This window comes from Streptomyces sp. NPDC002793 (genome assembly GCF_040295485.1).
Classification (GTDB): Bacteria; Actinomycetota; Actinomycetes; order Streptomycetales; family Streptomycetaceae; genus Streptomyces.
In genome coordinates this window covers 51,352-74,198 of record NZ_JBEOVL010000009.1, presented here as the reverse complement: position 1 = coordinate 74,198, position 22,847 = coordinate 51,352, and the positions used below count along the sequence as shown (strand labels likewise).

The 22,847-nt window shown below is 70.0% G+C and carries 22 protein-coding genes and 1 riboswitch; of the genes, 12 read left to right on the top strand and 10 right to left on the bottom strand.

The annotated features are described in order from the left end of the window. Positions 1–301 precede the first annotated feature (301 nt). Positions 302–1,117 (top strand): polysaccharide deacetylase family protein, encoded by an 816-nt coding sequence (locus ABT001_RS11115; RefSeq protein WP_351275356.1) that lies wholly within the window; start codon positions 302–304, stop codon positions 1,115–1,117. A gap of 105 nt (positions 1,118–1,222) precedes the next feature. Next, a complete protein-coding gene (locus ABT001_RS11110) occupies positions 1,223–1,438 on the top strand; it encodes an EF-hand domain-containing protein (RefSeq protein WP_351275354.1) in 216 nt (71 codons plus the stop codon). A gap of 91 nt (positions 1,439–1,529) precedes the next feature. On the opposite strand, the gene ABT001_RS11105 is transcribed toward ABT001_RS11110, so the two are convergent. The 8 genes from ABT001_RS11105 to gcvT all read right to left on the bottom strand — a co-directional run bounded on the left by ABT001_RS11105 (position 1,530) and on the right by gcvT (position 10,015). Further along, entirely contained in the window at positions 1,530–1,955 is a 426-nt protein-coding gene (locus ABT001_RS11105) for a GntR family transcriptional regulator (RefSeq protein WP_351275352.1), read from the bottom strand. A 24-nt stretch (positions 1,956–1,979) separates the two neighbouring features. Continuing rightward, positions 1,980–2,948: an ABC-2 membrane transporter-related protein gene (locus tag ABT001_RS11100; protein WP_351275350.1), complete on the bottom strand. Its 969-nt coding sequence runs from the start codon at positions 2,946–2,948 to the stop codon at positions 1,980–1,982. Next, positions 2,945–3,889: an ABC transporter ATP-binding protein gene (locus tag ABT001_RS11095; protein ID WP_351275348.1), complete on the bottom strand. Its 945-nt coding sequence runs from the start codon at positions 3,887–3,889 to the stop codon at positions 2,945–2,947. Before ABT001_RS11095 ends, ABT001_RS11100 begins: the two co-directional genes overlap by 4 nt. A 105-nt stretch (positions 3,890–3,994) precedes the next feature. Further along, the gene (locus ABT001_RS11090; protein ID WP_351275347.1) at positions 3,995–5,059 is read right to left on the bottom strand and encodes a fatty acid desaturase family protein; all 1,065 of its coding nucleotides are present in this window, start codon (positions 5,057–5,059) and stop codon (positions 3,995–3,997) included. Positions 5,060–5,589: 530 nt separating this feature from the next. Then, positions 5,590–6,975, bottom strand: coding sequence for an L-serine ammonia-lyase (locus tag ABT001_RS11085; RefSeq protein WP_351275345.1), 1,386 nt, complete (start codon positions 6,973–6,975; stop codon positions 5,590–5,592). Positions 6,976–7,128: 153 nt separating this feature from the next. Continuing rightward, positions 7,129–8,391: a serine hydroxymethyltransferase gene (gene glyA, locus ABT001_RS11080; protein WP_351275343.1), complete on the bottom strand. Its 1,263-nt coding sequence runs from the start codon at positions 8,389–8,391 to the stop codon at positions 7,129–7,131. Between the two features lie 19 nt (positions 8,392–8,410). After that, positions 8,411–8,788, bottom strand: coding sequence for a glycine cleavage system protein GcvH (gene gcvH / locus ABT001_RS11075; RefSeq protein ID WP_351275341.1), 378 nt, complete (start codon positions 8,786–8,788; stop codon positions 8,411–8,413). Positions 8,789–8,899: 111 nt separating this feature from the next. Next, positions 8,900–10,015, bottom strand: coding sequence for a glycine cleavage system aminomethyltransferase GcvT (gcvT, locus tag ABT001_RS11070; protein WP_351275339.1), 1,116 nt, complete (start codon positions 10,013–10,015; stop codon positions 8,900–8,902). Positions 10,016–10,182: 167 nt separating this feature from the next. Further along, positions 10,183–10,280, bottom strand: a riboswitch (glycine riboswitch). Positions 10,281–10,454: 174 nt separating this feature from the next. Here gcvT and ABT001_RS11065 point away from each other — a divergent pair. From ABT001_RS11065 to ABT001_RS11020, 10 genes are all read left to right on the top strand, one after another. Beyond that, complete coding sequence (locus ABT001_RS11065) at positions 10,455–11,144, top strand: AAA family ATPase (RefSeq protein ID WP_351275337.1); 690 nt, start codon at positions 10,455–10,457, stop codon at positions 11,142–11,144. A gap of 187 nt (positions 11,145–11,331) precedes the next feature. Then, the gene (locus tag ABT001_RS11060; protein WP_351275335.1) at positions 11,332–12,108 is read left to right on the top strand and encodes an enhanced serine sensitivity protein SseB; all 777 of its coding nucleotides are present in this window, start codon (positions 11,332–11,334) and stop codon (positions 12,106–12,108) included. A gap of 155 nt (positions 12,109–12,263) precedes the next feature. After that, positions 12,264–13,058: an enhanced serine sensitivity protein SseB C-terminal domain-containing protein gene (locus ABT001_RS11055; protein WP_351275333.1), complete on the top strand. Its 795-nt coding sequence runs from the start codon at positions 12,264–12,266 to the stop codon at positions 13,056–13,058. 380 nt (positions 13,059–13,438) lie between these two features. Further along, positions 13,439–14,431, top strand: coding sequence for an ABC transporter permease (locus ABT001_RS11050; RefSeq protein WP_351275331.1), 993 nt, complete (start codon positions 13,439–13,441; stop codon positions 14,429–14,431). A 46-nt stretch (positions 14,432–14,477) separates the two neighbouring features. Further along, positions 14,478–16,238 carry an ABC transporter substrate-binding protein gene (locus ABT001_RS11045; RefSeq protein ID WP_351275329.1) on the top strand — a complete coding sequence of 587 codons (1,761 nt, stop codon included), beginning with the start codon at positions 14,478–14,480 and terminating at the stop codon, positions 16,236–16,238. Between the two features lie 90 nt (positions 16,239–16,328). Further along, complete coding sequence (locus tag ABT001_RS11040; RefSeq protein WP_351275327.1) at positions 16,329–17,318, top strand: ABC transporter permease; 990 nt, start codon at positions 16,329–16,331, stop codon at positions 17,316–17,318. Beyond that, on the top strand, positions 17,315–18,415 hold the full coding sequence (locus ABT001_RS11035) for an ABC transporter ATP-binding protein (protein WP_351275325.1): 1,101 nt from the start codon (positions 17,315–17,317) through the stop codon (positions 18,413–18,415). Before ABT001_RS11040 ends, ABT001_RS11035 begins: the two co-directional genes overlap by 4 nt. Further along, positions 18,412–19,653 (top strand): ABC transporter ATP-binding protein, encoded by a 1,242-nt coding sequence (locus ABT001_RS11030; protein ID WP_351275323.1) that lies wholly within the window; start codon positions 18,412–18,414, stop codon positions 19,651–19,653. The genes ABT001_RS11035 and ABT001_RS11030 overlap by 4 nt, the downstream gene beginning before the upstream one ends. A gap of 18 nt (positions 19,654–19,671) precedes the next feature. Next, the gene (locus ABT001_RS11025) at positions 19,672–20,343 is read left to right on the top strand and encodes a trimeric intracellular cation channel family protein (RefSeq protein WP_351275321.1); all 672 of its coding nucleotides are present in this window, start codon (positions 19,672–19,674) and stop codon (positions 20,341–20,343) included. Between the two features lie 51 nt (positions 20,344–20,394). After that, positions 20,395–21,261, top strand: a complete 867-nt coding sequence (locus ABT001_RS11020; protein ID WP_351275319.1) for a thioesterase family protein — start codon at positions 20,395–20,397, stop codon at positions 21,259–21,261. A gap of 12 nt (positions 21,262–21,273) precedes the next feature. On the opposite strand, the gene ABT001_RS11015 is transcribed toward ABT001_RS11020, so the two are convergent. Together ABT001_RS11015 and ABT001_RS11010 are read right to left on the bottom strand one after the other, a co-directional pair. Beyond that, positions 21,274–22,107 carry an alpha/beta fold hydrolase gene (locus ABT001_RS11015; RefSeq protein ID WP_351275317.1) on the bottom strand — a complete coding sequence of 278 codons (834 nt, stop codon included), beginning with the start codon at positions 22,105–22,107 and terminating at the stop codon, positions 21,274–21,276. Positions 22,108–22,117: 10 nt separating this feature from the next. Next, on the bottom strand, positions 22,118–22,744 hold the full coding sequence (locus ABT001_RS11010) for a TetR family transcriptional regulator (RefSeq protein ID WP_351275315.1): 627 nt from the start codon (positions 22,742–22,744) through the stop codon (positions 22,118–22,120). Positions 22,745–22,847: the final 103 nt, after the last annotated feature.

Genomic DNA, 22,847 nt, shown 5'->3' with positions numbered 1-22,847 from the left:
CGCGGGGGACCTGGCTCGGGTCGGAGGAGGTCCTGTCCCCGACTATGGCAGACGGGCGACCGTGGAGCCAAAGTCGCATATCGGGCAATTATCTCTCAATCATTCCATTTATCTTGTGAATCGTAGGTGTGATGGGTCACGCACCTGACAATCTCTGTACGCACGTGGTGTTCACTCGGTGATTCATCGAGTACTGCCGGGGGTGGCTCTGCCTGGCCGCACCCGTGAATTCACCCGATGCCGCCCTACTCTGTGTCGGATCCCGGGAAAGATCCCCAACCGACCCGCGAGGTGGACGGCCATGGACGCTCGCAGGACACCGGTGCTCCGCCGAGGCGCCCTGCGGGCGGCCGCCGGGGTCCTGCTGGCGGCCACCTCCGCGGCGGGCTGCGCGCGGGACGTGACCCCGCAGCGGCCGGCCCGCACGGTGCGGCACGGCGACGGCGCGGGCGGCGCCGGGCCGTCCCGGCCGGCCGGTGGCGGCGCGCTCCCGGCCGCCCCGCGCCGCTTCCCCGGGCAGCCGGTCCAGATCGAGCACGGCCCCCGCGACCGCCCCCGCGTCGCCCTCACCTTCCACGGCCAGGGTGACCCCGCCCTGGCCGGCACCGCCCTCGCCCTGGCCGAGCGGGCCGGCGCCCGCCTCACCGTCCTGGCCGACGGCGACTGGCTCGACCGGCACCCCGGAATGGCCCGCCGGATCCTTGACGGCGGCCATGACCTCGGCAATCACACCCAGGGGCACCTCGACATCAACACGATGGACGAGGCACGGGCGTACGAGGAGATCACCGGCTGCGCCCGGCGTCTGCACCGGCTCACCGGTTCGATCGGCACCTGGTTCAGGCCCTCGCGCACCCGGTACGCCACCCCGCTCGTCCAGGACCTCGCGCGCCGGGCCGGATACCCGCACGTCCTGTCCTGGGACGTGGACTCCCTCGACTTCACCTCGCCCGGTGTCGCGGCCGTCACCCGCAAGGTCGCCGGTGAACTCCGTAACGGCTCCGTGGTGAGCCTGCACTTCGGCTACCGGGACACCGTCGCCGCACTGCCCCTGCTCCTCACCGAGATCGACCGGCGCCGACTGCGCGCGGTGACCGCCACGGAGCTGTTGTCCTGACGCCGTTCCCACGGGCCGGCGGGCTGCTGTCTCCCGCCGGATCCGCCGTCCGTGCTGCCGGATAATCTGACCTTCGTCAACGATGCTCAACGAAGGGGCGGAACAGTGGCGGACATCGAGTCGGCACGCAAGGCATTCGAGCGCTTCGACCAGAACGGCGACGGCAGCATCACGGCCGCGGAGTACAAGAGCGCGATGGCGCAGCTCGGTGACCCCTACGTCACCGAGACCGTCGCCCAGGCCGTCATCAACGCCCACGACGGCAACGGCGACGGCGAGCTCACCTTCGACGAGTTCTGGACCTCGCAGAACAAGGCCTGACCCGTACGGGACAGGCGGACGGGGTCCGGCCCTCCGCGCCGGCGGAGGCTCCGGACCCGTCGTCGTCGCGGCGCCCCTCGGTGGCCGGAGCTCAGCACTCCGGGGCCGGGGGATAGGCGGCCTCGAACGAGGCCCGGAAGAGGGCCTGGACCTCCTCGTGGCCGAGGCCCTCGTCGCGCGCCTGGTGCAGCCATTCGTTCAGCGCGGTGCGCAGCGGCCACTCGGGTCCGTCCTCCGGATCCGCGAGGGTGCGGGTGATGAACGTCCCCGCCCCCTGGCGCACCTCGGCGAGCCCCGCCCGCTCCAGCTCACGGTAGGCCTTGAGCGTCGTGTTCGGGTTGACCTTGATGGAGGCGGCGACCTGCGCGGCGGTGGGCAGCCGGTCACCTTCTTCCAGTGCGCCCATCCGCAGGGCCTGTTCGACCTGCCGGACGATCTGGAGATACGTCGCCACGCCGCTGCGCCGGTCGATGCGGAACACGACCACGGACATCACCTTCCGCTCGATCGATGACATTTTACGTAGAGGGCGGGGGGATCGTCACAGGGAACGCCGGGAGGCCCACCACAGGGCGAACGCGGTCAGTACGGCGGTGCCGGCCAGCAGGACGCCGGCACCGGTCCACTGCATGGCGGCCATCTGGTCGTACTCGAAGAACTCGTGGACGTTGTCGACGAGGCCCAGCTTCTCGACGCACGCGTTCGTGGCCTTCTCCGTCGCCTCGGCACACGAACCCCATCCGTACAGCTGACCGTCGGCGCTCGCGACCCAGCGGTCCACCTCGTACGCGTCGTCGAGGCGCGAGGGGAACTCGGCGTCCAGCGGGAAGGTGAGTGTGCGGGGCGCGACCAGGTGGACCCGGAGCACGCTCCAGGCGACCTTCGCGGCCACGCAGGCGACGAGCGTGATGACCATGGAGGCCAGGACCCTGCGCACCAGGATGCCGACCGTGAAGCCGACCGCAGTGAGGAACAGTGCGAGTGCGGGGAGGACGGGGCCCGTGGCGTCGAAGACCGAGGTGTCCATCCAGACGTCCGGAAGGACCGAGCGGTGGGGCCGCCACCACCAGGTGAAGACCGCGGAGAGCGCCGAGCAGGCCACCAGGGTGATCAGGAGGCACCATCCGAGCTTCGCGGCGACCCAGCGGCGGCGCGTCACGGACTGCGTGCTGACGAGTTGCGCGGTGCCCTGCTCCTGGTCGGCCGCGATGAGCGGGGCGCCGAAGAGGACGGCGAGGGCGACAGGCAACAGGCCGAGCAGGGAGGTGAGTTGGCTGTAGGCGCCGCCGACGACGGGCTGCGGCACGGTCTTCTCGGGCCAGCCCGCGGCGGTGAGTGCATCGGTCAGCTGGGCGCGCTGGTACACGATCCAGAGTGAGCCGAGCACCACCAGGGCGAGGATGCAGAACAGCGTGGTCCGGTGCTGGCGCAGGACCAGCCAGGTCAGTCCGCGCAGCATCCTCGGGCGGGCCGTCCGTGCGGCGGGGATGCCGGTCAGGGTGGTGCTCATGCGGCCCTGGTCCCTTCGGTCTCGATCTGCGCGCCGGGTGTGTACAGCGCGGGGGCGTCCGGTGAGCGCAGATGCGCGAGCAGCACTTCCTCCAGGCTGGGTTCGGACACCTGCCAGTCGCCGGACAGCGGGCCGTCGGGCCGCACCATCGCCTGGAACTGCCGCCCCTGCACGCGCTGTTCGATGACCGTGTGCCGGGTGAGAGCCGCGGGCAGGCCGCCGTCCTCGGCGAGCCCGGTCACCAGGGCGTGTGCGGGCACGAGTGCGTCGGCGTCACCCGCCATGCGGATCCGGCCGTCGGCGACGACCAGCAGGTAGTCGCACATGTCCTCCAGCTCGGTCAGGATGTGCGAGGACATCACCACCGTGGTGCCGCGCTCGACGGCCTCGGCCATCAGCAGGGTGCTCATCTCGTCGCGGGCCAGCGGGTCGAGGTCGGCCATCGGCTCGTCGAGCAGCAGCAGATCCGGCCGCTTGCCGAAGGCCAGTGCGAGGGCGACGCGGGTGCGCTGCCCGCCGGAGAGCGTGCCGACGGCGGCGTCCATCGGCACATTGCCCGCGCGTACGATCCGCTCGGCAGCCGCCTCGTCCCAGCCGGGGTTGAGTTCGCTGCCGATCCGCAGCGTGTCCGCCACGCTGAACCGCTTGAACATCGGCTTGTCCTGACCGAGGAACGCGAACCTCGGCAGCACCTCGGGATCGCCCACCGGAACCCCGAACACCCGCAACTCCCCCTGGGTCGGCGCCACCTGGCGGGAGGCCATGCTCAGCAGTGTGCTCTTGCCCGCTCCGTTGGGCCCGACGAGACCGCAGATCCGCCCGGCCGGAAGCCGGAAGGAGCAGTCCCGCAGTGCCCAGCCGCGCCGGTATCGCTTTCCCAGCCCGCGGGCCTCCAGGGCCCATGCGCCCGGGCCGTCGCCCCGATTGCTCGTCTCCGTCACGCGCGCCTCGCCTCAATTCCATTAGTCAACTAATGGAATGATGGTCATCGCGGGGCGTGACTGTCAAACGTTCGTCGCGCGGCGCTTTCGTGGTGGTCCTCGGTCTCAGACGAGCCGGGACCGCTGCCGCAGGGGGCTGCCCGCCCGGTGCAGGCTCCTGAGCGCCTGCCCGTAGGAGGCGATGAGCGAGGTCTGGAGGTAGGCCACGTCCAGTTCGGCGCAGTAACGGTGCACGAGGAGTTGCGCCTTGCGCAGGTTCGGCGAGGGCATGCTCGGGAACAGGTGGTGCTCGATCTGGTAGTTCAGTCCGCCCAGCGCCACGTCCGTGAACCAGTTTCCGCGCACGTTGCGGGAGGTGAGGACCTGACGGCGCAGGAAGTCGGGCCGGTCGGTGCCGGTGAGCGTCGGCATCCCCTTGTGGTTGGGGGCGAAGATGGCCCCCAGGTAGATGCCGAACAGGCACTGGTGCACGACGAGGAACACCACGGCTTTGCCGGGGGAGAGCACGAGGAACAGGGCACCGAGGTACAGGACGAAGTGCGCGACCAGAAGGGTTCCTTCGGTCCCGCGTTGTTTGAGAGAGCGGTCCGCCAGCGCTCGCACCCCCGCGACGTGCAGGTTGAAGCCCTCCAGAGCCAGCAGCGGGAAGAACAGGTAGGCCTGCACCTTGCCGAGCAGACGGGGCAGACCTGTGGCCTTGCGGGCCTGGGCCTGGCTCCAGACCAGGATGTCCGGGGCGACGTCGGGGTCGAGCTCTTCGTGGTTGGGGTTCGCGTGGTGGCGGGAGTGCTTGTCCTGCCACCAGCCGTAGCCCATGCCGATCCCCACGTTGGCGGCCAGCCGCCCGATCAGAGCGCTCGATCGGCTGCGCCGGAACACCTGACGGTGACCGACGTCGTGCGCGACGAGCGCGACCTGGCCGAAGACCGCGGCGAGGAACACGGCGGTGAGCAGCGTCCACCAACTGTCGCCGACGGTCACGAAGGCCAGCCAGCCCACCGCGTAGGCCGCGGTCACCAGCGCCATGCGCACGGCGTAGTAGAAGGGGCGCCGGCGCATCAGTCCGGCGTCCTTGATCTGCTGGGCGAGGCGGGAGAAGTCACTGCCCGCGCGGCGTTCCCCGGCCGGTGCGGCGGTTCCGCTCGTGTGCTGCGTCGTGTCCGTGGTCATCGTCGGTCCTGTCGTTCGCGGACGGAACCGGGACGGACGGTCGTCGAAGGGGGACGAGTGATCGGCATGAAGCCTCATTTCCCGGCGCCGCCCGCACGCGGACGACGTCGGAACGGCACGTCGAACACGGAAACGGGTCGGGTCGGTAGGGGGGACCGGATCTGTGGCGCCGCCGTGGCGACATGACCGACAGATCGGTTCCACAGGGTGACGGCGCGGTACGTGGAGTCAGCGCGTGCCACCGACTCGGGCGGGCACCTGTGCTCCTCCCCGACGTCCGGGAAGGACGGCCAGGGGCCGGACCATCCTGACCTCAGGGTACACATGGCCGTGTAGGGGCCGGATGTGACGCGGATCCGTCACGGCCCGGTCCACCGCCCGGCGCCTACCCGCACGCGCTCCGATCAGGCAGCTCGACCGGGCACCACGCCGCACGAACGATCATGGTGTCGTACCCCCGGAAGGGTCATCCGATGAGCCGGGAGCCCATGACCGTACCGAGAGGAGCGAACGCAGCGAGGCCTACGGCCTCAGCACTCGATGATGTTCACCGCGAGCCCGCCCCGCGCGGTCTCCTTGTACTTCACGGACATGTCGGCGCCCGTCTCCTTCATGGTCTTGATGACCTTGTCCAGGGAGACCTTGTGACTGCCGTCGCCGCGCAGTGCCATCTTGGCCGCAGTGACCGCCTTGACCGCCGCCATGCCGTTGCGCTCGATGCACGGGATCTGGACGAGGCCGCCCACCGGGTCGCAGGTCAGGCCCAGGTTGTGCTCCATGCCGATCTCCGCGGCGTTCTCCACCTGCTCGGGGGAGCCGCCCAGGATCTCGGCGAGGGCGCCGGCGGCCATGGAGCAGGCGGAGCCGACCTCGCCCTGGCAGCCGACCTCGGCGCCGGAGATGGAGGCGTTCTCCTTGAAGAGCATGCCGATGGCGCCGGCGGCCAGCAGGAAGCGGACGACGCTGTCGTCCTTCTCGGCCTCGGTGCAGCCGCTCGCCGCGAAGTTCGTCCAGTAGTGCAGGACGGCGGGGATGATGCCCGCCGCGCCGTTGGTCGGGGCGGTGACGACGCGGCCCCCGGCGGCGTTCTCCTCGTTGACGGCCATCGCGTAGAGGGTGATCCACTCCATGGCGTGCGTCTGGGGGTCGCCTTCGGCGCGCAGCTGCCTGGCCGTGTTCGCGGCGCGGCGGCGGACCTTGAGGCCGCCGGGCAGGATGCCCTCACGGGACATGCCGCGCGCGATGCAGGCCTGCATGACGCGCCAGATCTCCAGCAGCCCGGCGCGGATCTCGTCCTCGGTGCGCCAGGCCTTCTCGTTCTCCAGCATGAGCGAGGAGATGGACAGGCCGGTCTCCCGGGCGAGCCTCAGCAGCTCGTCGCCGGTGCGGAAGGGGTGCTTCAGGACGGTGTCGTCGGGGACGATCGGGTTCTCGCCGGCCACGGCGTCCTCGTCGACGACGAAGCCGCCGCCCACCGAGTAGTACGTCTTCTCCAGGAGCGGCGCGCCCTCGTGGTCGTAGGCGCGGACCGTCATCCCGTTGGCGTGGTAGGGCAGCGTCTCGCGCCGGTGCAGGACCAGCTGCTCGTCGGCGTCGAACGGGATGTCGTGCATCCCGAGGAGGTTGATGCGGCCCGAGGCGCGGATCTCCTCGACGCGGGCGTCGGCGCCCTCGACGTCGACCGTGCGGGGCGACTCGCCCTCCAGGCCCAGCAGGACGGCCTTCGGGGTGCCGTGGCCGTGGCCGGTCGCGCCGAGCGATCCGTACAGCTCGGCCCGGACCGACGCGGTGTGGGCCAGCAGGCCCTCGTTCTTGAGGCGGCGGGCGAACATGCGGGCCGCACGCATCGGGCCGACCGTGTGGGAGCTGGACGGGCCGATACCGACCGAGAAGAGGTCGAAGACCGAGAGGGCCACGGGGGTACTCCTAAGGCGTTGGTGGACGTCGTTGTCCGCCGGGTGGTGCGGGACGGGCCGGGTGGGCCCGGAAGCGCGGGGCAAAGGGGTGGGGGCACCGGGCTCACTGTGTTCAGTGTGCGCGATGCCCCCACCCGGTGTGCAAACGGCGGGTTACTTCTTGACGCCGGGGTACAGCGGGAACTTCTCGGCCAGCGCGATCACGCGGGCCTTCAGGTCGTCCGCGTCGTACGCGGGCTTCAGCGCGGCCGCGATGATCTCGGCGACCTCGGTGAAGTCCTCGGTCCGGAAGCCACGGGTGGCCAGGGCCGGCGTGCCGATCCGCAGACCGGAGGTGACCATCGGGGGCCGCGGGTCGTTCGGGATGGCGTTCCGGTTGACCGTGATGCCCAGCTCGTGGAGCCGGTCCTCGGCCTGCTGACCGTCCAGCTCGGAGTTGCGCAGGTCGACCAGGACCAGGTGGACGTCCGTACCGCCGGAGAGGACGGAGACGCCCACCTCGGTGACGTCCGGCTGCACCAGGCGCTCGGCGAGGATCCGGGCACCGTCCAGGGTGCGCTGCTGGCGCTCCTTGAACTCCTCGGTCGCCGCGACCTTGAAGGAGACGGCCTTGGCCGCGATCACGTGCTCCAGGGGGCCGCCCTGCTGACCGGGGAAGACCGCCGAGTTGATCTTCTTGGCGAGCTCCTGCGTCGACAGGATGACGCCACCGCGCGGACCGCCGAGGGTCTTGTGCGTGGTGGTCGTGACGACGTGGGCGTGCGGCACCGGGTTGGGGTGCAGACCCGCGGCGACCAGGCCCGCGAAGTGCGCCATGTCGACCATCAGATAGGCGCCGACCTCGTCCGCGATGCGGCGGAAGGCGGCGAAGTCCAGCTGGCGGGGGTAGGCGGACCAGCCGGCCACGATGAGCTTCGGCTTCGACTCCTTGGCGAGGCGCTCGACCTCGGCCATGTCCACGACGCCGGTGTCATCGACGTGGTACGGGACCACGTTGTAGAGCTTGCCGGAGAAGTTGATCTTCATGCCGTGGGTGAGGTGACCGCCGTGGGCCAGGTTCAGACCCATGATCGTGTCGCCCGGCTTCAGCAGCGCGAACATCGCGGCGGCGTTGGCCTGCGCACCCGAGTGCGGCTGGACGTTCGCGGCCTCGGCGCCGAAGAGCGCCTTGATGCGGTCGATCGCGATCTGCTCGACCACGTCGACGTGCTCGCAGCCACCGTAGTAGCGGCGGCCGGGGTAGCCCTCGGCGTACTTGTTGGTGAGGACGGAGCCCTGCGCCTCCATGACCGCGACCGGAGCGAAGTTCTCCGAGGCGATCATCTCGAGGGTGGACTGCTGGCGGTGGAGCTCGGCGTCGACGGCGGCGGCGACGTCCGGGTCCAGCTCGTGGAGGGAGGAGTTGAGAAGCGACATCAGTGGGTCCCTTGGGGTCTCAGTTGCCGGAGAACGCGGTGTACTCGTCGGCGGAGAGAAGGTCTTCCGGCTCCTCCGCGACGCGCACCTTGAACAGCCAGCCGCCCTCGAAGGGGGCGGAGTTCACCAGCGACGGGTCGTCCACGACGTCCTGATTGGCCGCGGTCACCTCGCCGGTCACCGGCGAGTACAGGTCGCTGACCGACTTGGTCGACTCCAGCTCACCGCAGGTCTCGCCCGCGGTCACCGTGTCACCGACCTCCGGGAGCTGGGCGTAGACGACGTCACCGAGCGCGTTGGCCGCGAACTCGGTGATACCGACCGTGGCCACGCCGTCCTCGAGGGCCGACAGCCACTCGTGCTCCTTGCTGTACCGCAGCTGCTGGGGGTTGCTCATGACCTGAATTCTCCTGTACGCGGGGGAGTGCTGATGAACGGTGGTCTTACGGTGTGAGACACGAATGCGTCACGTGCGCGGCGCGCTGTGCGACAGGTACGCCGCGCAGCGTCACTTGCGGCGCTTGTAGAAGGGCAGTGCGACGACCTCGTACGGCTCGTGCGTGCCCCGGATGTCGACCCCGACACCCTCGGTGCCGGGCGCGGCGTGGGCCGCGTCCACGTAGGCCATGGCGATCGGCTTGCCCAGGGTGGGCGACGGCGCGCCGGAGGTGACCTCGCCGACGACCTCCCCGCCCACCACCACGGGGTAACCGGCGCGCGGGACCCGGCGGCCCTCGGCGACCAGGCCGACGAGCTTGCGCGGCGGGCTGGTCTCCGCCCGCACGGCCGCGGCGGACAGTGCCTCGCGGCCGACGAAGTCGCCCTCCTTCTCGAACTTGACGACCCTGCCCAGCCCCGCGTCGAACGGCGTCAGCGCCGTGGTCAGCTCGTGCCCGTACAGCGGCATGCCCGCCTCGAGGCGGAGCGTGTCGCGGCAGGAGAGCCCGCAGGGGATCAGGCCGTACGGCGCGCCGGCCTCGGTCAGGGCCTTCCAGAGCTGCTCGGCGTGGGCCGGGGCCACGAAGAGCTCGAAGCCGTCCTCACCGGTGTAACCCGTACGAGCGATGAGCGCGGGGACGCCGGCGACCGTTCCGGGGAATCCGGCGTAGTACTTCAGTCCGTCGAGGTCGGCGTCCGTGACCGACTTCAGTACGGCGGGGGAGTCGGGACCCTGGACGGCGAGCAGCGCGTACGCGTCGCGGTCGTCCCGCACCTCGGCGTCGAAGCCCTCGGCGCGCTCGGTGACGGTGTCGAGGACGAGCTGGGCGTTGCCCGCGTTGGCGACGATCATGTACTCGGTCTCGCCGAGGCGGTAGACGATCAGGTCGTCCAGGATCCCGCCGTCCTCCGCGACGATCATCGTGTAGCGGGCCCGGCCCACGCCGACGGTCGCGATGTTGCCGACCAGCGCGTGGTTCAGGAAGGCCGCCGCCTGCGGGCCGGTGACGGTGATCTCGCCCATGTGGGACAGGTCGAAGAGGCCGGCCCGGGTGCGTACGGCGTTGTGCTCGTCGCGCTCGCTGGCGTACCGCAGCGGCATGTCCCAGCCGGCGAAGTCGGTCATGGTCGCGCCCAGGGACCGATGCAGGGCATCGAGGGCGGTGAGACGGGGGGCAGTGCTCATGGACATGGCTCCAGGGCATGACGACAGGGGGTGGTTCCCTCCCCATCTGTCATCGGAACCTGAGAGGTTCGCCGAGAGCCCCTGAAAGGGTCCTGGCCGAGACAGCCCGGTCAGGGTCGGCTTGCACCTTGGGTGGAGCCGCGCAGCGGCCCGCTTTTCAGATCTGCCTCATCCACGCGGTACGGGGCCTGAGAGATTCAAGGGAGGAACTTGCTCCTTCGGCGCCCGGCGCACACGGTGACCGGGACTCTCCCGCGCGGATTCAAACGGCCGGTATGCAGTTGGCGGGGTCATCATCGCACGCATTGGGGGAGAGTGGGGCGGCGCGGTCGGGACCGGTGCCGGTCCCGACACGTCCGGGTGTAACCGGTTGTGCCGCATTACCTTTTCTTTACACTTCTTGGGCAGGTCAGATGGGTGACTCGGCAGGGGGAAGGCGATGACGTTGCAGCACTACGCGACTAGCGCGGGGGCGGCACGCGGTGCGATGCCCCAGCAGCCGGGCGTGCCCGCCCAGGAGCAGACGGGCGGGCGGACTCCGGTGGTGCGTGATCTGCGGGGCGGGGGCCGCGGCGGGCCGCGGGTCCTGGACTTCGCGGCGGGCGACGTGGTGGTGGTCTCCGGGCTGCCCGGCAGCGGCAAGTCGACGCTGATCCGGCGGGCGGTCGAGGAGTACGCGATCGACTCCCAGGACACCCGGGACCGCTGGGCGGCGATGCTGCCCGGATTACTCCCCTACGCCCTCTACCGCCCCCTGGTGCGCGCCGCCCACTACGCCGGGCTGTGGCGGGCCCTGCGGTCGGGCGGATCCGTCGTCGTGCACGACTGCGGCACTCAGGCCTGGGTGCGGCGCTGGCTGGCGCGCGAGGCGGGGCGCAGGGGCAGCGCCCTGCACCTGGTCCTGCTCGACGTCACCCCGCGCGTGGCCAGACAGGGGCAGCGGGAGCGGGGACGCGGAGTGTCCGGATACGCGTTCGCCCGGCACCGGCGCGCGGTCGGCCGGCTGCTGCGCGACACCGAGAGCGGTCTGCTGCCTCCGGGGTGCGCCTCGGCGGTGCTGCTCGACCGGGAGGCGGCGGCCGCGATCGGCAGGATCGCCTTCCCGGGGGCCCGGCTCCCGCAGGAGTAGACGAGGCGAAGGCCCGCCCGGGGCGTCACCGTTCGCATACGCACAGTTCGCGGACCTCCTTCCGGCTGTCCGGAATCTGGACGGACGATGGCCCCGGGCACGGTGCCCGCCTGCGGATCTGCCCTCGGCACGCAGACCGGTCTAAGGTTTCAGCCGCACAGCATGGCGAGAAAGGGACACAGACACCGTGGACATTCCGGCTCAGGCCCAGGCCCCGTCGCACGCACCGCAGGGGTGGCCGGCCAACGAGCTCGAAGAAGTGCTCAGCGCCTCGCTCGGGGTGCCCGGGGCGGCAGGGCGGCTGGTCGAGGTGCTCGGCCGCAGCCAGGTCTGGGTACCCCTGCCGAACGGCGGCGGTCCCGACAGCGCGGACCTCGATCTGCCGACGGTCGACATCGGCGGCGGCGCGTACGTCCCCGTGTTCAGCTCCGAGGCGCAGTTCCTCCAGTGCGTCGGCACCCACCTCTCCTTCACCGTCGCGCCCGCACGCGAGTTCGCCCGGGGACTGCCCCCGCAGCTCGGCATCGCGGTCAACCCGGGCGGAGCCGTCGGGGTACCCCTGCCGCCGCCCGCCGTCGCCGAGCTCTGCCGGGCCGGGCGCACCCCGCTGGACGGTCCCGCGAGCGGCGGCCGGGTGCGGCTCTACGAACCGGACTGGAAGGAGGACCCCGTCGACTTCCTGTCCGCGGTGTCCGCCGAGTTCCAGGAGACCGGTGTGGTGAGCACCGCGCGCCGGACGCTGGCCAGCATCGAGGGCGACAGCCCCGTCCTCTTCGTCGGCGTCGAGTTCGCCGTACGGGAGGCGGCGGAGCAGGGGGTGCCCCTGGACGCCCTGGGCCGCGCGCTGGGCCGGGTCCAGGTGCCCTGGCCGGTCAACCTCCTCCTGCTCGACGTGGCACAGGACCCGGTCGGCGACTGGATGCGGGAGCAGGTGCGCCCGTTCTACCGGCGCGACGGGCACTGAACCCGGCAGCCCCTGCTGCCACGTGGCGTCAAGCGGGTGTCAGGGGCGGCGCATAAGCTGGTTGGATGACGAAGCCGCCCCGTGTGCCCGGGTGCGGCTCCACAGCACCGTGCGGCATGCGGGAACAGCGGAATCGATGAGGGGCGGGACCCAGGGTGAGTGCGTCAGGCACCGCGGCGGCCGGGCAGGTCGAGCACATGCTTCGCCGGGTGACCCCCGGGCGGCTCGACGCGTATGAAGCGCTGTTGAGTTCCCTGGCGGACGGCCCGGTCTGGATGCTCCTCTGGCACGGCACGGCGGGCTCGCCCGACGCCCAGTACGGCAACATGGAGATCGAGGGCATGGGCTACGCCCCGTGCGTGACCTCCGCCCAGGAGCTCGCGGCCAGCGGCTGGAACAGGGCCCACGAGGTGACCACCGGCCGCGACATCGCCCGTGCCCTCTTCCCCGACCGCTGGGGCATCTGGCTCAACCCGCACGCCCCCGGCGGCGGTGTCGGCATCCCCTGGCTGGACCTGCGCCGCATCGCCACCGGCCTCGACCGGATGCCCGCGGGTCCGCTGCGGCTCACCGAACCCGCCATCGACATCCCGCAGTTCTACGCCCTGCTGTCGCACAACGCCCACCGCACCCCCGCTGTCCGCGCGCTGCGTCGCGCCTGGGTGCAGCCGGCGCTCGGCGTCCCGTACCTCGCGATCGGGCTCGACCTCTACGACACCGGCCGTCCGTCCGTCGACGCCGTCCGCGCGATGATGCAGCAGTCGATCGGCGTGGTGCCCGACGGGCTGCCCGTGTCCACGGTCTCGCTCTCCGACGAGTACGACCCCGTCGCGATGTGGCTCAACGCCAACTCCCGGCCGTTCTACGACCGCGAGGCCCACGCCCCGGCGCCCGCGACCACCGGTTACGGCTACCCGCCGGCCACCGGCGCGGCACCGCACGCGTACTGAGCGGACCTGGCCGCGGCCCGTTGCGCGCTCCGGCCGCCGCACCCCGACCGGCAGTCAATGAGCCACCCGAACAACGCAATTGGGCGTCATGTCCGTTATCGCGGTTTAGCGACCGAGACGTCCGCTCACCAAGCACGGTTGTCCGGATAACGGAAGCCTCTTGGCAGCATCACGTTTGAGCAAACATTCCCCGTCAGGTCTGGCGGGTGATCGCAAAGTGGTTGAAGACTCCACACAGCAGGTGCTCCATGCCCGGCGAACCCCCTTTTCAAACGGGGGTGGTTCGGCCATGCCTGATCGCATCTGTCATGTTTTCGTTAGAGCCGCTACAGCGGCGGTCACAGGCCGGCCACCGTCGGCCGAGAGGGGTCTCCAGCGCAATGACGGCACCGATCGAGACCACCGGGGCGGACGTATCGCCTGAAACGGTGCTGGAAGGCGCCGGGCGCAAGGAGATCGAGGGCCGCTCGCTCGGCCGGATCGCCTGGACGCGTTTCAAGCGGGACAAGGGCGCGATGGCCGGTGGCATCGTTGTCGTGCTGCTGATCCTCACCGCGGTGCTCTCCAAGCCGCTCCAGTCCCTCCTCGGGCTCGACCCCAACGCGTTCAACCAGAGCCTGGTCGACCCCGTCCTGCTGGCACCCAAGGGCGCCCTCGGCGGGATCAGCTGGGACCACCCCCTCGGAGTCGAACCGCAGACCGGACGCGACATCCTGGCGCGCATCCTCGAAGGCTCCTGGGTCTCCCTGGTGGTCGCCGTCGGCTCCACGCTGCTCTCGGTCGTCATCGGCGTCGTCATGGGCGTCGTGGCCGGGTTCTACGGCGGCTGGGTGGACAGCTTCATCAGCCGGCTGATGGACACCTTCCTCGCCTTCCCGCTGCTGCTCTTCGCGATCTCCATCTCCGCCTCCCTGCAGGGCAACGCCTTCGGGATGGAAGGGCTCACGCTGCGGATCGCGGTCCTGATCTTCGTGATCGGCTTCTTCAGCTGGCCCTACATCGGCCGCATCGTCCGCGCGCAGACCCTGTCGCTGCGCGAGCGGGAGTTCGTCGAGGCCGCCAGGTCACTCGGTGCACGCGGCCCGTTCATCCTCTTCCGCGAGCTGCTGCCGAACCTGATCGCGCCGATCCTCGTCTACGCGACGCTGCTGATCCCCACGAACATCCTCTTCGAGGCATCCCTGTCCTTCCTCGGCGTCGGTATCGCACCGCCGCAGGCGTCATGGGGCGGCATGCTCACGCAGGCGGTCGACCTCTACGAGGTGGACCCGATGTTCATGGTCATCCCCGGTATGGCGATCTTCATCACCGTGCTGGCCTTCAATCTGCTGGGGGACGGGCTGCGTGACGCACTCGACCCTCGTGGCAAGTAATAACGCGGCAGTGCCGCACCGGACTAGCGAGGGGGCTTTCCTCAGCATGCAGAACAGAAAGACAGCAGCGGCCATAGCCATGGTCGTAGCGGTGTCGCTCGGCGCATCGGCCTGCAGTGGCGTTGACTCGGGCGGTGACAGCAACGGCGGTGGGGGCAACGCCAAGGCTGACGCCGGTCTGACGGGCATCGTCAACGCGACCGACAAGAAGGGGGGGACGGTCACGTACGAGCACTCCAGTGGCCCCGACTCCCTGGACCCTGGCAACACGTACTACGGCTGGGTGCAGAACTTCTCCCGCCTGTACGCCCGTGCACTGGTCACGTTCAAGCCGGCCGCCGGCAAGGAGAGCCTGGAGGTCGTTCCCGACCTGGCCACCAGCCTCGGCAAGGCCAGCGACGACGCCAAGACCTGGACGTACACGCTCCGCAAGGGCGTGAAGTTCGAGGACGGCACCGAGATCACCTCGAAGGACGTCAAGTACGCCGTCGAGCGCTCCAACTTCGCGCCGGAGGCCCTGTCCAACGGCCCGACGTACTTCAAGTCGTACCTTGAGGGCGGCGACAAGTACAAGGGTCCGTACAAGGACAAGTCGGCCGACGGTCTCAAGTCCATCGAGACGCCGGACGACCACACGATCGTCTTCAAGCTGAACAAGCCCTTCGCGGACATGGACTACCTCGCCGCCTTCTCGCAGACCGCTCCGGTCCCGAAGAAGGCCGACACGGGTGCCAGCTACGTCCAGAAGATGGTCTCCTCCGGCCCGTACAAGTTCTCGGCGTACGACGAGAGCAAGGGCGCGACGCTCGTCCGGAACCCCGAGTGGGACGCCAAGACGGACCCGATCCGCAAGGCTCTGCCGGACAAGGTCGAGCTCAAGTTCAACGTCAACGCCACCACGGTCGACGACCACCTGCTCAACGACGTGACCACCGCGGACATCGCGGGCACGGGTCTGCAGTCCAAGACCCAGCCCAAGGTCCTGGTCAAGGCCGACGAGAAGGCGAAGACGGACAACCCGTACGCCGGCGCCCTGCAGTACATGGCGCTGAACGTCAACGTGAAGCCGTTCGACAACGTCGAGTGCCGCAAGGCCGTCCAGTACGCCGTCGACAAGCAGAGCCTGATCGACTCGATCGGTGGCTCGGTCAAGGGTGACCCGGCGACCACGGTCATCCCGCCGACCGTCGCCGGTTACAAGAAGTTCGACCTGTACCCGACCGAGGGCAACAAGGGCGACGTCGCCAAGGCGAAGGAGCACCTGACCAAGTGCGGTCAGCCCAAGGGCTTCAAGACCACGCTGACGGCGCGCTCCGACCGTCCTGACGAGATCACCGCCGCCACGCAGCTCCAGGGCAGCCTGAAGGCGATCGGCATCACCGCCGAGATCAAGCAGTTCCCGGCGGACAAGTACTTCACGGACTTCGCGGGCGTCCCCGAGTGGGTCCACAAGAACAACGCGGGCATGATGATGATGCAGTGGGGCGCCGACTGGCCGACCGGCTTCGGTTTCCTGGACCAGATCGTGAACGGATCGGCCATCAAGCCGTCCGGCGGCACGAACCTGATGGAGCTCGACGACAAGGGCATCAACGACCTCCTCGTCAAGGGCATCGGCACCGTCGACACCACGGCGCGCAACGCGGCGTGGGGCGAGGTCGACCAGAAGGTCATGGAGAACGCCTCGGTCGTTCCCCTCGTCTACCGCAAGAACCTGCTCTACCGCCCGACCTCCGCGGCGAACGTCACGGTCACGGACGCCTACCTCGGCATGTACGACTACGTGCTGATGACGTCCACCAAGTAACACCTGTTCATCGACAGCATCCCTTGAAAGGCAGGTGAAGGCGCCGGGCCGGCGGGCATACCCCGTCCGCCCGCCCGGCGCCGCACGGCTGTGGCTGCGTACATCATCCGACGCGTATTCGCCGCGGTGTTGCTGCTGCTGGTGGTCAGCGCAGTCACGTTCGCGATCTTCTTCCTGGTCCCCCGCCTCGGCGGGCAGACCCTCGACTCGATGGCCGCCCAGTACGTCGGGAAGAGCCCTGACCCCGACGTCATCGCCGCGGTCAAGAAGAACCTGGGGCTCGACCAGCCCCTCTACCTGCAGTACTGGAACTTCGTCAAGGGCATCGTCGTCGGCGCCGAATACCAGTTCGGCCCCGACCCGGTCACCTGCAACGCCCCGTGCTTCGGTTACTCCTTCAAGACCCACACCGAGATCTGGCCGCAGCTCGTCGACCGCATCCCGGTCACGCTGTCGCTGGCCGTCGGTGCCGCGGTCATCTGGGTCGTCTCCGGTGTCGCGATCGGTGTCCTCTCCGCGCTCAAGCGGGGATCGTTCTTCGACCGCGTCTCCATGGGCGTCGCCCTCGCCGGCGTCTCCCTGCCGATGTTCTTCACCGGTCTCGTCGTCCTGGCGCTGTTCGGCAACGGGGAGTACGTACCGTTCGCCGACAATCCGGTCGCATGGGCGGGCAGTCTCGTCCTGCCCTGGTGCACCCTCGCCCTGCTCTACTCCGCGCTCTACGCCCGGCTCACCCGGGCCGGGATGCTGGAGACGATGGGTGAGGACTACATCAGGACCGCCCGGGCCAAGGGGCTCAAGGAACGCAAGGTCGTCGTCAAGCACGGGCTGCGCTCGGCGCTCACCCCGCTCGTCACGATCTTCGGCATGGACTTCGCGCTGCTGCTCGGCGGCGCGGTCATCACCGAACGGGTCTTCTCCTTCCAGGGCCTGGGTGCCTTCGCCATCCAGGGCGTGACCACCGCCGACCTGCCCAAGGTGATGGGCGTGACCTTGGTCGCCGCCTTCTTCATCGTCATCTGCAACCTGCTGGTGGACCTCGTGTACGCCGCGATCGACCCCCGGGTGAGGCTCTCATGAGCGACGCAATCAAGAAGGACTCCCCGGCGGCGGACGCCGTTCCGGCCCCGCGCTCCGGCGACGGTGACGGCGACGCCAAGGAATTCCTCTCCGTACGCAACCTCAGCGTCCACTTCGACACCGACGACGGTCTGGTCAAGTCCGTCGACGGCGTCAGCTTCGACCTGAAGGCCGGTCAGACCCTCGGCATCGTGGGCGAGTCCGGCTCCGGCAAGTCCGTGACCTCCCTGGGGATCATGGGCCTGCACACCTCGGAGCGCGCACGGATCGGCGGCGAGATCTGGCTCGACGGCGAGGAGCTCATCGGCGCCGGTCCCGAGCGGGTACGCACGCTGCGCGGCCAGAAGATGGCCATGATCTTCCAGGACCCGCTGTCCGCCCTGCACCCGTACTACAGCATCGGCGCGCAGATCGTGGAGGCCCACCGGGTCCACAACAAGGTCGACAAGAAGACCGCGAAGAAGCGCGCGGTCGAGATGCTCGACCGCGTCGGCATCCCCGAGCCGCACCGTCGGTACGACGACTACCCGCACCAGTTCTCCGGCGGTATGCGCCAGCGCGCCATGATCGCGATGGCCCTGGTCAACAACCCGCAGCTGCTCATCGCGGACGAGCCGACGACCGCCCTCGACGTCACCGTCCAGGCGCAGATCCTCGACCTCATCCGCGACCTGCAGAAGGAGTTCGGCTCCGCGGTCGTCATGATCACGCACGACCTCGGCGTCGTCGCCGAGATCGCGGACAACCTGCTCGTGATGTACGCGGGACGCTGCATCGAACGCGGCAGCGCCGAGAAGGTCTTCTACGAGCCCCAGCACCCCTACACCTGGGGCCTGCTCGGCTCGATGCCGCGCATCGACCGGGAGCAGACCGAGCGGCTCATCCCGGTCAAGGGCTCGCCGCCCAGTCTCATCAACGTCCCGTCGGGCTGCGCCTTCCACCCGCGCTGCCCGTACGCCGACGTCCCGCCGGACAACATCACCCGCACCGAGCGCCCGGAGCTGCAGCTGGTCAGCGACGGGCACTACTCCGCGTGCCACATGTCGCGTGAGCAGCGCGACCGGATCTGGACCGAAGAGATTGCGCCGAAGCTGTGACTGATCTGAACAAGAAGACTCCCGCGTCCGCCGCGGCCGGGTCGGACGGGTCCGGGTCCGAGCCGCTCCTCAAGGTCGACGGACTGGTCAAGCACTTCCCGATCACCAAGGGCATCCTGAAGCGCAAGGTCGGTGCGGTCCAGGCCGTGGACGGCCTCACCTTCGAGGTGCGCCCCGGGGAGACCCTGGGCGTCGTCGGTGAGTCGGGCTGCGGGAAGTCGACCATGGGCCGGCTGGTGACCCGTCTGCTGGAGCCGACCGGCGGCAAGGTCGAGTTCCAGGGCCGCGACATCACCCACATGTCGGCCGGGCGCCTGCGTCCGATGCGCCGTGACATCCAGATGATCTTCCAGGACCCGTACGGCTCGCTCAACCCGCGCCACACGGTCGGCGGGATCGTCGGAACCCCCTTCCGGCTCCAGGGCGTCAAGCCCGAGGACGGCGTGAAGGCGGAGGTCCAGCGCCTGCTGGAGCTGGTCGGGCTCAACCCCGAGCACTACAACCGCTACCCGCACGAGTTCTCCGGCGGCCAGCGCCAGCGCATCGGCATCGCGCGGGCGCTCGCCCTGAAGCCGAAGCTGGTCGTCGCGGACGAGCCGGTCTCGGCGCTGGACGTGTCGATCCAGGCGCAGGTGGTGAACCTTCTGGACGACCTCCAGGAGGAGCTCGGCCTGACCTACATGATCATCGCGCACGACCTCTCGGTCATCCGTCACGTCTCGGACCGGATCGCGGTGATGTACCTCGGCAAGATCGTCGAGCTCGCCGACCGCAAGTCGCTGTACGAGGCGCCGATGCACCCGTACACGACGGCGCTGATGTCCGCGGTGCCGGTGCCCGACCCGCGTCGGCGCGGTGCCAAGAGCGAGCGCATCCTGCTCAAGGGCGACGTGCCGTCGCCGATCTCGCCGCCGAGCGGCTGCCGCTTCCACACCCGGTGCTGGAAGGCGACGCAGGTCTGCAAGACGACCGAGCCGCCGCTGCTGCAGCTCAAGACCGGACACCAGGTGGCGTGCCACCACCCGGAGAACGGCGAGGACCAGGCGCCCGGGGACGCACCGCTCGTCGCGGACGTCATCACCGTGAAGTCGACGGTGGCGGCTGCGACGCCGGAGCCCGCCGAGGAGGCCAAGGGTCCCGCCGCGCCGTCCGAGGGCGCGGAGGCCGAGCCGGAGGAGCCGAAGGACAAGCCGGAGGACAAGCCGGAGGACAAGCCGGAGGACAAGCCGGAGGCGTAGGACCGGCACAATTGCCCGGTGCTCAACGAACTCTTCACCCCCTCCGTCCAGCATGCGCTCGACATCGTCGGAATCTTCGTCTTCGCGATCTCGGGCGCCCTGCTCGCCGTACGCAAGAACTTCGATGTCTTCGGCATCGCGGTCCTCGCCGAGGTGACAGCGCTGGGCGGAGGGATTTTCCGTGACGTGATGATCGGCGCGGTTCCTCCGGCCGCCTTCACGGACCTCGGCTACTTCGTGACCCCGCTGTTCGCGGCGGGCCTGGTCTTCTTCCTCCACCCGCACGTGGAGCGCATCCAGGTCGGCGTCAACGTCTTCGACGCGGCGGGGCTGGGGCTCTTCTGCGTATCCGGCACGATCAAGGCGTACGAACACGGCCTCGGCCTCACCTCGTCCGCCGCCCTCGGGCTGGCCACCGCGGTCGGTGGCGGTGTGCTGCGCGACGTCCTGGCCAACGAGGTGCCCTCGCTGCTGCGCTGGGACCGGGACCTGTACGCCGTACCCGCGATCGTCGGCGCCGGCATGGTCGTCCTCTGCATCCGCTTCGAGACCCTCAACGCCTACACCAGCGGCGCCGCCGCGATCACCGCGTTCCTCCTGCGGCTGCTGGCCATGCGCTTCCACTGGCGGGCTCCGCGCGCCTACAACAGGCGCTCGGCCACGGCGGAGGAGACCCCGGCCGTCATCTGACGGCAACATAAAGCTACCGCTCAGTAATACGATCGGTGTACCGTGCATGCCATGGCACAGGCAACAGCGCAGGAGTCGCGCGCGGTACGGGCGACCATCGGTGACAGCGAGTTCGACCGCGACACCGCCGTCACGCTCCGGGAGGAAGGCGTCTACGACGCGAATCTCTCCGCGGGCTGGACGATCATCCACGCGGTCAACGGCGGCTATCTGCTCGCCATGCTCGGCCGCGCGCTCGGCGACGCGCTCCCGCACTCCGACCCCTTCTCGGTCTCCGCGCACTACCTCACGGCCTCCGTCCCCGGCCCCGCCGTGATCCGCACCCAGATCGTCCGCTCCGGCCGCACCCTCTCGACCGGTGAGGCCTCGCTCTTCCAGTTCGCGGAGGACGGCACGGAGATCGAGCGCATCCGGGTGCTGGCCACCTACGGCGACCTGGACGGCCTGACCGGCGAGGTCCGTACGTCGGCCGAGCCGCCGGCCTTCCCGCCCCTGGAGCAGTGCCTCGGGACGAGCGACGGGACGGCGCCGATTCCCGGCAGCTCCGCCATCACCGAACGGCTCGACATCAAGCTCGACCCGGCCACGGTCGGCTGGGCCGTCGGCGCACCGTCGGGCAAGGGTGAGATGCGCGGCTGGTTCGGGCTCGCGGACGGCCGCGACGCGGACCCGCTCTCGCTGCTGCTCACCGTGGACGCGCTGCCCCCGACCTCGTTCGAGCTGGGGCTCAAGGGCTGGACACCGACCATCGAGCTCACCGCGCACATCCGCTGCCGTCCGGCCCCCGGGCCCCTGCGCGTCTCCATCACCACCCGCAACCTCGCCGGCGGCTTCCTGGAGGAGGACGCGGACGTCTGGGACAGTGCGGGCCGCCTCGTCGCCCAGTCCCGCCAGCTGGCGCGCGCACCCCGCGACTGAGCCCCGCCGGGGTCATGGGGCCGTACGCAGGAAGCGCGTGAGGGCCGCGGTGAGCTCGGCGGGGGCGTCCTCCTGGACGAGGTGGCCGGCCCTGCCGATCAGCCGCAGCTCGGCGCCCGGGATCAGCCCCGCCAGCTCATGGCCGCGGGCGACCGGGATCCAGGTGTCCTCCGTGCCCCAGCAGATCAGCACGGGCAGTTCCAGCTCGCCGTAACGGTGCTGGATCTCGTCGGTGAACCGCTGGTCGTTCTGGCTGATCTGCCGGTAGAACGCGGGCTGCCCGGCCTCGGTGCACCAGGGGGCGACGAGCCGGTCCAGCACGGCTGGATGCAGCCCTCGGTGGCTCGCCGAGCCGACGTACTCGGTCACCAGCGCCCGGTGCAGGGCCGGTGACAGCTCACCGAAGACATCGGCCCGGCCGCCGAGCAGACGGTAGGCGGGCGATCCCCACGGGGCCAGCGCCACCGGGTCGACGAGGGCGAGGCGCCGGTAGCGTGCACCGTGCAGGAGGTGGGCGCGCAGGGCGACGCAGCCTCCGAAGTCGTGGGCGACCACAGCCGGTTCCTCCAGCCCCCAGTGGCCGAGGAGTTCGGTGAGCACCCGGGCCTGGGAGCGCAGCGAGACGTCCTGGCCGGCGTGCTGCGCGGAGGCGCCGTAGCCGGGCAGGTCCCATACGTGCACGCGGTGGTCCTGTGCCAGGCCCCGTGCGATCCCGCGCCAGACGTACGAGGAGAAGGGCGTGCCGTGGACCAGGACGACGGGCGGGGCCTGCTCGGGGCCGAGCACGTCCCAGCGCACTTCGCCCGAGGGGCCGGTGAAGGTTCGTTCCAGCGTCCAGTCGCTCATGGCGCCGACCCTACGGCCGGACCTCCCGCCAGTGGGCCCGGCCCAGTGTGACCAGGCGCAGCCGCCGCCGCGCCACCCGTACGACCTCCTGCTCGCCCTCCGGCCCGGCGTCCAGCAGCGCCGACGCGGTCAGCACCATGTGATCGACGTACAGCCCGCCCAGCATCAGCAGGTCCTCCCGCTCCCAGCCGGCCGACTCCGGCTCCCGGCCGAGGGCATGGGCGACCTCGTCCGCGAAGCCGCGCAGCTGGGCGGCGATGGCCTCGCGCACCTGCCGCACGCCGCCGTGCTGTTCGCGGGCGATGAAGCGGAAGTGGGCGGGCTGCGCGGTGACGTGACGGGCTATCAGGCCGACGCTGCGATCCAGTCGTTCCTCGCTGTCCCCCGTCTCGGCGAGGATCGCGCCGATCATGCCGTGCAGGCTCCCCAGGGTCTCCTCGACGAGGGCGACGCCCAGTGCGGCCGTGTCGTCGAAGTGGCGGTAGAAGGCGGTCGGAGCCACCCCCACCGCCCGGGTCACCTCGCGCAGGCCCAGGCTGCTCAGGCTCTGGTGCTCCAGCAGTTCCAGGGCCGCGTCGAGGAGTGCCTGACGCGTCTTCAGCTTCTGGGCCTGGCGGATGCCGGTGGTGTGACTCATGCCATTCAGTAAACAACCGTTCTCCGAGCTGTGGAAGGGAGTGCAGGGTCTAGACTCATGGGTCAGTGAACAGTCGTACTCTCAAAGCTCGCAGAAAGGCCGG

Excerpts from the sequence above, each read along its gene's own strand:
- ABT001_RS11115 (WP_351275356.1), top strand. The coding sequence starts at position 302 with ATGGACGCTCGCAGGACACCGGTGCTCCGCCGAGGCGCCCTGCGGGCG.
- ABT001_RS11105 (WP_351275352.1), bottom strand. The coding sequence starts at position 1,955 with ATGTCATCGATCGAGCGGAAGGTGATGTCCGTGGTCGTGTTCCGCATC.
- ABT001_RS11100 (WP_351275350.1), bottom strand. The coding sequence starts at position 2,948 with ATGAGCACCACCCTGACCGGCATCCCCGCCGCACGGACGGCCCGCCCG.
- ABT001_RS11090 (WP_351275347.1), bottom strand. The coding sequence starts at position 5,059 with ATGACCACGGACACGACGCAGCACACGAGCGGAACCGCCGCACCGGCC.
- glyA (WP_351275343.1), bottom strand. The coding sequence starts at position 8,391 with ATGTCGCTTCTCAACTCCTCCCTCCACGAGCTGGACCCGGACGTCGCC.
- gcvH (WP_351275341.1), bottom strand. The coding sequence starts at position 8,788 with ATGAGCAACCCCCAGCAGCTGCGGTACAGCAAGGAGCACGAGTGGCTG.
- gcvT (WP_351275339.1), bottom strand. The coding sequence starts at position 10,015 with ATGAGCACTGCCCCCCGTCTCACCGCCCTCGATGCCCTGCATCGGTCC.
- ABT001_RS11065 (WP_351275337.1), top strand. The coding sequence starts at position 10,455 with ATGACGTTGCAGCACTACGCGACTAGCGCGGGGGCGGCACGCGGTGCG.
- ABT001_RS11050 (WP_351275331.1), top strand. The coding sequence starts at position 13,439 with ATGACGGCACCGATCGAGACCACCGGGGCGGACGTATCGCCTGAAACG.
- ABT001_RS11045 (WP_351275329.1), top strand. The coding sequence starts at position 14,478 with ATGCAGAACAGAAAGACAGCAGCGGCCATAGCCATGGTCGTAGCGGTG.
- ABT001_RS11035 (WP_351275325.1), top strand. The coding sequence starts at position 17,315 with ATGAGCGACGCAATCAAGAAGGACTCCCCGGCGGCGGACGCCGTTCCG.
- ABT001_RS11020 (WP_351275319.1), top strand. The coding sequence starts at position 20,395 with ATGGCACAGGCAACAGCGCAGGAGTCGCGCGCGGTACGGGCGACCATC.
- ABT001_RS11015 (WP_351275317.1), bottom strand. The coding sequence starts at position 22,107 with ATGAGCGACTGGACGCTGGAACGAACCTTCACCGGCCCCTCGGGCGAA.
- ABT001_RS11010 (WP_351275315.1), bottom strand. The coding sequence starts at position 22,744 with ATGAGTCACACCACCGGCATCCGCCAGGCCCAGAAGCTGAAGACGCGT.